7 protein-coding genes are annotated in these 7,278 nt (G+C 61.9%); 5 read left to right on the top strand and 2 right to left on the bottom strand.

The window, feature by feature from the left end; genetic code table 11:
• Positions 1 to 138 precede the first annotated feature (138 nt).
• The 4 genes from ATY75_RS31230 (at position 139) to ATY75_RS31215 (ending at position 2,739) form a co-directional block, all read left to right on the top strand.
• Positions 139 to 351 carry a hypothetical protein gene (locus ATY75_RS31230; RefSeq protein WP_088940444.1) on the top strand — a complete coding sequence of 71 codons (213 nt, stop codon included), beginning with the start codon at positions 139 to 141 and terminating at the stop codon, positions 349 to 351.
• Entirely contained in the window at positions 348 to 1,973 is a 1,626-nt protein-coding gene (locus tag ATY75_RS31225; RefSeq protein ID WP_088940443.1) for a hypothetical protein, read from the top strand. The genes ATY75_RS31230 and ATY75_RS31225 overlap by 4 nt, the downstream gene beginning before the upstream one ends.
• The gene (locus tag ATY75_RS31220) at positions 1,970 to 2,398 is read left to right on the top strand and encodes a DUF1515 domain-containing protein (RefSeq protein WP_088940442.1); all 429 of its coding nucleotides are present in this window, start codon (positions 1,970 to 1,972) and stop codon (positions 2,396 to 2,398) included. The genes ATY75_RS31225 and ATY75_RS31220 overlap by 4 nt, the downstream gene beginning before the upstream one ends.
• 155 nt (positions 2,399 to 2,553) lie before the next feature.
• Entirely contained in the window at positions 2,554 to 2,739 is a 186-nt protein-coding gene (locus ATY75_RS31215; protein ID WP_088940441.1) for a hypothetical protein, read from the top strand.
• Between the two features lie 481 nt (positions 2,740 to 3,220).
• Here the strand turns inward: ATY75_RS31215 and ATY75_RS31210 are convergent, their stop codons facing one another.
• Positions 3,221 to 3,433 carry a hypothetical protein gene (locus ATY75_RS31210; protein WP_088940440.1) on the bottom strand — a complete coding sequence of 71 codons (213 nt, stop codon included), beginning with the start codon at positions 3,431 to 3,433 and terminating at the stop codon, positions 3,221 to 3,223.
• 433 nt (positions 3,434 to 3,866) lie between these two features.
• Positions 3,867 to 5,372, bottom strand: a complete 1,506-nt coding sequence (locus ATY75_RS31205) for a DegQ family serine endoprotease (protein ID WP_088940439.1) — start codon at positions 5,370 to 5,372, stop codon at positions 3,867 to 3,869.
• A 560-nt stretch (positions 5,373 to 5,932) separates the two neighbouring features.
• Here ATY75_RS31205 and ATY75_RS31200 point away from each other — a divergent pair.
• Positions 5,933 to 6,970 (top strand): LacI family DNA-binding transcriptional regulator, encoded by a 1,038-nt coding sequence (locus ATY75_RS31200; protein ID WP_088940438.1) that lies wholly within the window; start codon positions 5,933 to 5,935, stop codon positions 6,968 to 6,970.
• The last annotated feature ends 308 nt before the right edge of the window (positions 6,971 to 7,278 follow it).

Below are 7,278 nucleotides of genomic sequence, written 5' to 3'. Positions count from 1 at the left end.
AGCAGGCGGCCAGAGACACCCTGGAAACCGAGATCCAATCCTATGAGCTTCAGCTTTCGGAAAAGAACCGCGCTTGCGCTGTCACTGCTGCTGATCGTCAGTGGCTGCTCCGCCACTGAGCGGCTGATGAGGGCGGCAGTGACGAAGGGGCAGGCGGCGGCCGGCATGGCGCTGCCGCCCTTGCCCGATGATCTGCGCCGACAGGAAGCGCATGCGCCTGTCGTGGAAGGCGAGCCCGTCATCGCCATCCTCGCCCGCGAGCGCCAGGCGCTCGACCGCGCCAATGCCCGCCAGGGGCGCACCGTGCGCTTCTACGACGACCTCACCATCAGATATGGAGCCCGCCGATGATGAATGCCATTTCGCTTGCCCTGACAAATCCGAGGGGTGGAGCTGTTCTGGCGCCACCGCCTTGGGTGCCGGATCCTGATCGCTACATGCCGGCGGCGACGCGCACGCGCTGGCCGACCGGCGCGACTGCCACGCCATGGACGTTCCCGGCCGGGCTGAATTACCAATGCTCCAAGCTGTTCTTCGGCTCGCCCGACTATCCGACGAACGACTTCCTTATCCCGTTCGTCGGCTTCGCGCTGACCGAAGGCGGCAATGCGCCGCAAGAAACGCAGTCGCCGAACGCCGACACCGTGATCGACGAGGCGTTCTTCGTGATGCCAAACGGCACGGAATACCCGATCTTGTTTAGCGGTCTGGTGCCGGCGACGGTCACCGCCGCAACCGGCATTGTTTACGGGCAGGTCATACTGCCAGTTGCTCTGCCGGCATGGTCGATCTTTGGCGTCCGGACGGTCTATCACGGCGCAGAGGGTGCGCAGCGCTGCGGCTCCTATCGCATCCAGCGCCATCGCGGCGAAAAATATTGGGGCGCGGCCGACTTGGCGTCTGTACAGGCGCTGGCGGCCGCCAACGGGGCGTCGACGGCGGCGCTCGATCCTGACAGCCTTTACAACACGATCGGCAACGCGACCAATTCGCAGATCCAGGCTTACGGGCCCGCGCTTATTCTGGCGAAAGGATGGGACGGAAGGCCGGTTCCACTCGTCGTCGGTGACAGCCTGATCGAGCGGCAGGAGATCGCCGCATCGGCCGACGAGCGCGGCAACATGGGCATGATACGGCGATGGCTCGACCAGCGCGACCAGGTATGGGGGAGCACTGTCCCGCTCGTCATGGGCGTGCCTGGTGAGCATAACGAATTCGAGCTTGCCACCAACGCTACCAAGCGATGGGTGATGCTCGACGCCATCAAGACGACGTTCAACGGCGGCAAAGACACTTGGACTTTCTGCCTCGACCAGGGCGGCCGCAACGACAACAACACGACGCTTTCGCTCTGGCAGTCGCGCAAGTTCGGGCTCGATGATCGGATCATCGCCCGGTATCCCGGCGCGCATATGGTGGGCATGACCATTCTGCCGACCATGGCGGGATCGTCGGATAGCGGTCGCACGGTCGCCGGCTACAGCGCGACGTCGGCGCTGTGGAACCCGGTCACGGGGACGCTCGCCAGCATGAACGCGTCACTCATCGCGTCGTCGCGGTTCGCCAAGACGATTGATATCGTGCCGGCCTTCATGTCGGACAGTGATCCGACGAAGGGATCGGCGGCCGAATTGACGCCGCTCGGCAATGTCATCGGCCATCCCGGCAACCAAGATGGCGTGACGACATGGGACACGATGCGCCTGCCAAACACGACGAAGCTCGGTGCGCGCGTCATGTTCGAATATCAGCCTGGGCTCTGGACCAGCCGGACGCTCGTAGACCGAACGGATTTGGGAGACGGCACGGCGAACTACCGCGTCGCCGAAGTGCTGGCGACCAACGTGCAGGATAACGCCGCCCTGCTCGGCCACGCCTATACGGCTGCCGATTTCGTTCACCCGGCTCTCTACGGCGTCCTGCGTTTCGTCAGCCGCCTGCCTCAATCGCAAAAGGCAAAGTTCTATCCATGACCTCAAACGACGATATTCTCCGCGCTCTCGGGCGCGTCGAGGGAAGGCTGACAGGCATCGAGGAAAACGTGGCGCTGCTACGCAACGAGGTCAGCGACGAAAAGGCCAATGCCCACGACAGCCGCGCCGTGATCCACACCCGGCTCGACGAACAGGCAAGGCAGATCGCAAATCTCGATACCAGAGTGGCGATCAGCGGCGGCGCCGACGCCCAGATCCGCGAGGAGATCAGGAGCCTCAAGGAGACCGTCGAGAAGAACCAGGAGGCGGTGGGGCCGGCGCTTGATGAGTGGAAAAGGATGAAATCGATCGGCTACGGCATATCGGGGCTGATTGCCTTTGCCGGGCTGACGATCGGGGGAATGATCGCCTATGCCAGCGATGGCGCGGTGGCGGCGCTCAGGCATTGGTTGAAGATCAGCTGAGCAATCAAGTTACTCCGCCGCTTCCGCCTCGATGTTCCGGAAAATTCTCCTGCTGTACCCTGTTACCGGCAGGAGAATAAGTAAAACCAAATTTTAGACTTTGCTAACGAACAAATCCGCACCGTGCTGGTTTTCCTCTTCAGGAGGAAACAGTCATGAAAAGCATGAACAATCGCCAAGTCCGCATCCCAGGTCCCCGGGAGCATGATGTCGCCGAACATTGCCGCAAGTTCGGGATTGGTCCGGCAGAGGAAAAGAAGCTGAAGAAACTGCTCGGGTCTCGGGCGCCGCTGCATGAAATCCAGGCCAATGCGCCGCCGCGGCAGCCGCGGTGGCGTTAGGCTCGTTTCACGCTCCGTTACGGGTTTGATTCAAAGATTGAGCGAACCGCAAAAGGCGAGGGGGAGATGAACCTGTTTTCGGGCCTCTGAGGCTGATCGCGCTGATCAGCAAAGGCCGATTGGCATGGTTGATCCATCAAAACCAGCTGAAAGCCCCGCTTCGTCGGGGTTTTTTGTTGGGTTGGCGGTGCCCGTTCGATTTTCGCCGGCACGGAGGCATACCAGTCTGACGATTGAAGCGGAGCGAAGCAATTTTCGCTTGTCCATCCGGCCGATATTGCAGGCGTCAGGGCTGATCTGCAGCGCCGATATTACGGGAACTTCCGGCAAATGCCGACGTTGAGGGCGACGGACCGCGTAGCAGGTCTCGTCTCCTGTACCAACTGCTACCCCTGCAGTCGCTGCGCGGTCCACTTGACGCCTCCAGGATGGCGGATGCGATACTTTGGCCTGTGCCGGCCTGGGCCGCCCTGGGCGCGAGCTAACAATCCGAAGAATGCGTCAGCTGGCGCGACAGCATGAGGATGTAGTCGTCGGCGATATCGGCGACCACCATGGCGGCTTCCGCCGGCGGATAGCCCTTGCCGATGGCCTCGCCGAGGATTTTCATGACGAGAGGTTCGAGCGCTTCCCGGCAGTCTGCCAAGCTTTCGGCATGCGGGCATTTCGGACGAAACTGCAAGACGTTGTTCATGGCATACCCTCCACTTGATCGAGCTCGGCCCTTCTGCATGGAAGCCGGTCTCGTCAAGGAGGCGGGCCACGGTTCCGGCGAGCTTTCCCGGAACCAAATTAGTGATCGTGAAAATACGATGGCATAGGGCTCGGAGTATTCAAGGTGATGCTGATGTTAAGGTAAGCCAGTAGGGTTAATTCGTCCACCGAGGGTTGATCGATCCTGAACGGGCATGTCAGGGTGTCGCGCAACCATTTGTTTGTATGTCGCTTTCCGGGACAAAAACGACAGTGGTTTTTTCAATTTTTCCGGGAGACGCCGATATCGGCCACGCGCTGCGGCAGCGATCATGTGCGAAGCGCCGGCTTTTGTATCGGGATTGGACATTGCGAGGAGAAGCCGCTTTCACCGGCTTCTCCTTGCAAACGCAATTTCGAAATGCACGACGGCTTCAGGCCGCGGCAAAGGGCACGGCGACGAAGGTTTTATTACCATCGCGTTCGATCAGCAGCAGCACCGATTTGCGGCCGGCCTTGCCGGCATCGGCGATCGCCGCCTTGACGTCGCGGGCGTTGTGGACCGGCCTGTCATTCACCGAAACGATGACATCGCCCGACTGGATGCCGGCGGCAGCGGCCGATTTGTCCGGGTTGACGCTGGCGACCACCGCGCCGCTGACGGCGCGCGGCAGGTCGAGTTGCTGGCGCAGGTCGGGCGTCGGGTCGGCAAGGCCGATGCCGAGGCTCGGCTGGCCGCTGGCGTCACCCTTGCTGTCGGGGCTTTCGGCGGCGGCCTGTTTCTGGCCGTCCTCATTGGCGCCGACGGTGACGTTGAGATCAAGCGTCTTGCCGTCGCGCCAGATGCCGAGGGATTTCTTGGCGCCGGGCGAAAGGTCGGCCACCAGCCGCGACAGATCCTTCGGCGTCTTGACGGGCTCGCCGCCGACAGACGTGATGATATCGCCGGGCTTCACCCCGGCATGGGCTGCCGGCGTATCGGCGGTGACGGCGGCAACCAGCGCCCCGCCTGTCTTATCGAGGCCGACGGCATCGGCCACGTCTTTGGTGACCGGCTGGATCTGCACGCCGAGATAGCCGTGATCGATCGAGCCGTTTTTCTGCAGCTTGGCGACGATCGCTTTCGCCTCATCGGACGGAATGGCGAAGCCGACGCCGACACTGCCGCCGTTCGGCGAATAGATCGCCGTGTTGATGCCGACGACATTGCCGCTGCGGTCGACGAGCGGGCCGCCTGAGTTGCCGTGGTTGATCGGCGCGTCGATCTGGATGAAATCGTCATAGGGCCCGCTGTGCAGGTCGCGGCCGCGCGCCGAGACGATGCCGGCCGTCACCGTGGTGCCGATGCCGAAGGGGTTGCCGATCGCCAGGATCTGGTCGCCGAGCTTCAGCCGGTCGGAATCGCCCCAGGCAATGGTCGCCAGCGGCTTTCCCGCCTCTATCTTGATGACGGCGACATCGGATTTCGGGTCGGTGCCGATCAGCTTGGCCGGCAGTTCCGTGCCGTCGTCGAGCGTCACCTTGATGTCGACGGCATTGTCGATGACATGGTTGTTGGTGACAACAACGCCGTCCGGACTGATGATGAAGCCGGAGCCGAGCGCCATCGCCTGCTGCGACGGCCGGTTTTTCGGCGCCTGGCGCGGCAGCGGGATGCCCTGATCCTCGAAGAACTGGCGGAACTGCTCGTCCATCGGCGAATCCTGCTGCCCGGCGCTGACATCGGTCGCCTTCACTGTGGTGGTGATGGTGACGACGGCAGGCTTGTCGGCATCGACGATGGAGGCAAAGGAGCCGCTCGCGGCGAGAATGCCGCCGGAATCCGCAGGCGCGGCAATGGCGTTCGGGGCGTTGATGGCGAAGGGCAGGCAGGCCGCGCCGGCGATGACGGCAGCCCCGAAAAGGGCAGCAGTGCGATGTTTGCGGAGGATGTGTGACATGGGGATGGTCCCTTGCGAGAGCGTTGGCTTTGGATGGCGTCGCGGTTCCATGGCGTCGTGGTTCATGTCTTGGGACCTGGCGTCGGATGGCGTTTGGCGCCAATGCCTCTCATCGCAGCGCAGTCGTTGGGGGTCGACCGGGCGAATGAAAGAATTCGCGCTCGGGATTCATATGATCGCGGCCAGTGGATTTACAAATTAAATATTGATCATGTTTATATTGCCGATTTGTAAGATATGACGGGAATTTAATCTTGGCGTCGATGGATTTTCGGTCATCTGCCGCGGGCCGGAAAAATCGGCCGGCTTTTGCGTTTTGCCGCGCCTTCACCGCATCCATTTCCTCCGAAAATAAATGGACTTATTCCCGCGGGCGGTGATCCGGCCGCCGCAGGCGCCCGTAATTTTGCCGACGGACGATCGCGCCGCTGCTTCCGGAAATTCCATTCCGAAATCTGTTGCGAATATAAAATGTTAGTAGACTCTAAATTATTTATTCTTCAGAAAGTGAAGACCGCGAATCGGGGGTGGGCGAGTCTCGCGGTGGCATATGAGGGGCAATGAGCAAGGCAGTGGAGCGGGGGCGCAACGGCAAGGGCGGCCCGCATGTGACGTTGAGCGACGTGGCGAAGAAGGTGGGAGTCAGCCCGATCACCATCTCGCGTGCGCTTCGCAATCCGCAAATCGTCTCGGAGGATCTGCGCGAGGTGATCCTGCGCACGGTCGAGCAAATGGGCTATATCCCCAATCTTGCCGCCCGCGCTTTGGCCGGCCGCCACAACGGCGTCGTCGGCGTCATCACGCCGGCCTTGCACCAATATGGCTTCACCGACCTGATGATCGGCATCGAGGATCGCTTCCGCAACACCGAGTTCACCGTGCAATATTCCAATACGCTGCGCCATGCCGAGGGCGAGGCCGGCCTGCTGCGATCTCTGCTGACGCAGAAGCCGGCCGGCGTCATCATCGCCGGCGCCGAATCCTATCGCGATCTTCTGCCGCTGATCGACAGCGCGGCCTGTCCGATCGCCCATATCGCCGATCTCAGCCAGGAGCCGCAAGCGCTGGTCGTCGGCCTCGATCATTATACGGCCGGCGCCGGGCCCACCCGCTTCCTGCTGTCGAGGGGTTATCAGCGGATCGCTTTCATGGGCCGCGGCGCGGACGTCCGCTCGCGCCGCCGCATAGAAGGTTATGAGGATGTGATGCGGGAAGCCGGGCGTTTCGACCCCGATCTCATCATCGGCGGCGATGCGCCAAGCCGCACCGGCCTCGGCAGGGAGCTGTTTTCCCGCCTGTTGCAGAGCGTGCCCGATGTCGATGCCGTCTTTGCCCAGAGCGATGAAATGGCGCTCGGCGTCCTCATCGAATGCAAGGCGCGCGGCATCCGCGTGCCGGAGGATATCGGCATCTGCGGCTTCAACGATCTGGAATTCTCGGCCTTCATCGAGCCGTCGCTGACGACGGTGCACATTCCGCGCTACGATATCGGCTACCGCGCCGCCGACATGCTGCTGCGCGCCGTCCGCGACGAGCCCCCTAGCGAAGACAAGAGCGACGTCGGCTTTACCATTATTCCGCGGGGGTCGACGCGGTAATTGCTATCCATTGCCGAAAGAGAGCCGGTGGCCGGCCTCGTCCTTCGAGGCCCCTGCGGGGCACCTCAGGATGAGGTCGGAGAGATGTCGCGGCTTGTGTCGCCCCAGCAACCACATGCCCATCGATCGAGCACCAACCACGCTGCACCACGATCAGCCCTCATCCTGAGGTGTGGAGGACTTAGAGTCTGTCAGGGTTATTCTGAACCATACCCTGCATGTCTGAGGTAGTTGGAGCACTCCTGGGGACTGAACGCCTTCAAGAGTTCTCCAATGCGTCTCCATGTAGTTTCAACGGTTCGTTCGTC

Source organism: Rhizobium sp. N122, assembly GCF_002211295.1.
GTDB lineage: Bacteria > Pseudomonadota > Alphaproteobacteria > Rhizobiales > Rhizobiaceae > Rhizobium.
Note: the sequence above shows the minus strand (reverse complement) of the source record. Positions and strands in the feature narration are given on the sequence as shown.

Excerpts from the sequence above, each read along its gene's own strand:
- ATY75_RS31225 (WP_088940443.1), top strand. The coding sequence starts at position 348 with ATGATGAATGCCATTTCGCTTGCCCTGACAAATCCGAGGGGTGGAGCT.
- ATY75_RS31220 (WP_088940442.1), top strand. The coding sequence starts at position 1,970 with ATGACCTCAAACGACGATATTCTCCGCGCTCTCGGGCGCGTCGAGGGA.
- ATY75_RS31215 (WP_088940441.1), top strand. The coding sequence starts at position 2,554 with ATGAAAAGCATGAACAATCGCCAAGTCCGCATCCCAGGTCCCCGGGAG.
- ATY75_RS31210 (WP_088940440.1), bottom strand. The coding sequence starts at position 3,433 with ATGAACAACGTCTTGCAGTTTCGTCCGAAATGCCCGCATGCCGAAAGC.
- ATY75_RS31205 (WP_088940439.1), bottom strand. The coding sequence starts at position 5,372 with ATGTCACACATCCTCCGCAAACATCGCACTGCTGCCCTTTTCGGGGCT.
- ATY75_RS31200 (WP_088940438.1), top strand. The coding sequence starts at position 5,933 with ATGAGCAAGGCAGTGGAGCGGGGGCGCAACGGCAAGGGCGGCCCGCAT.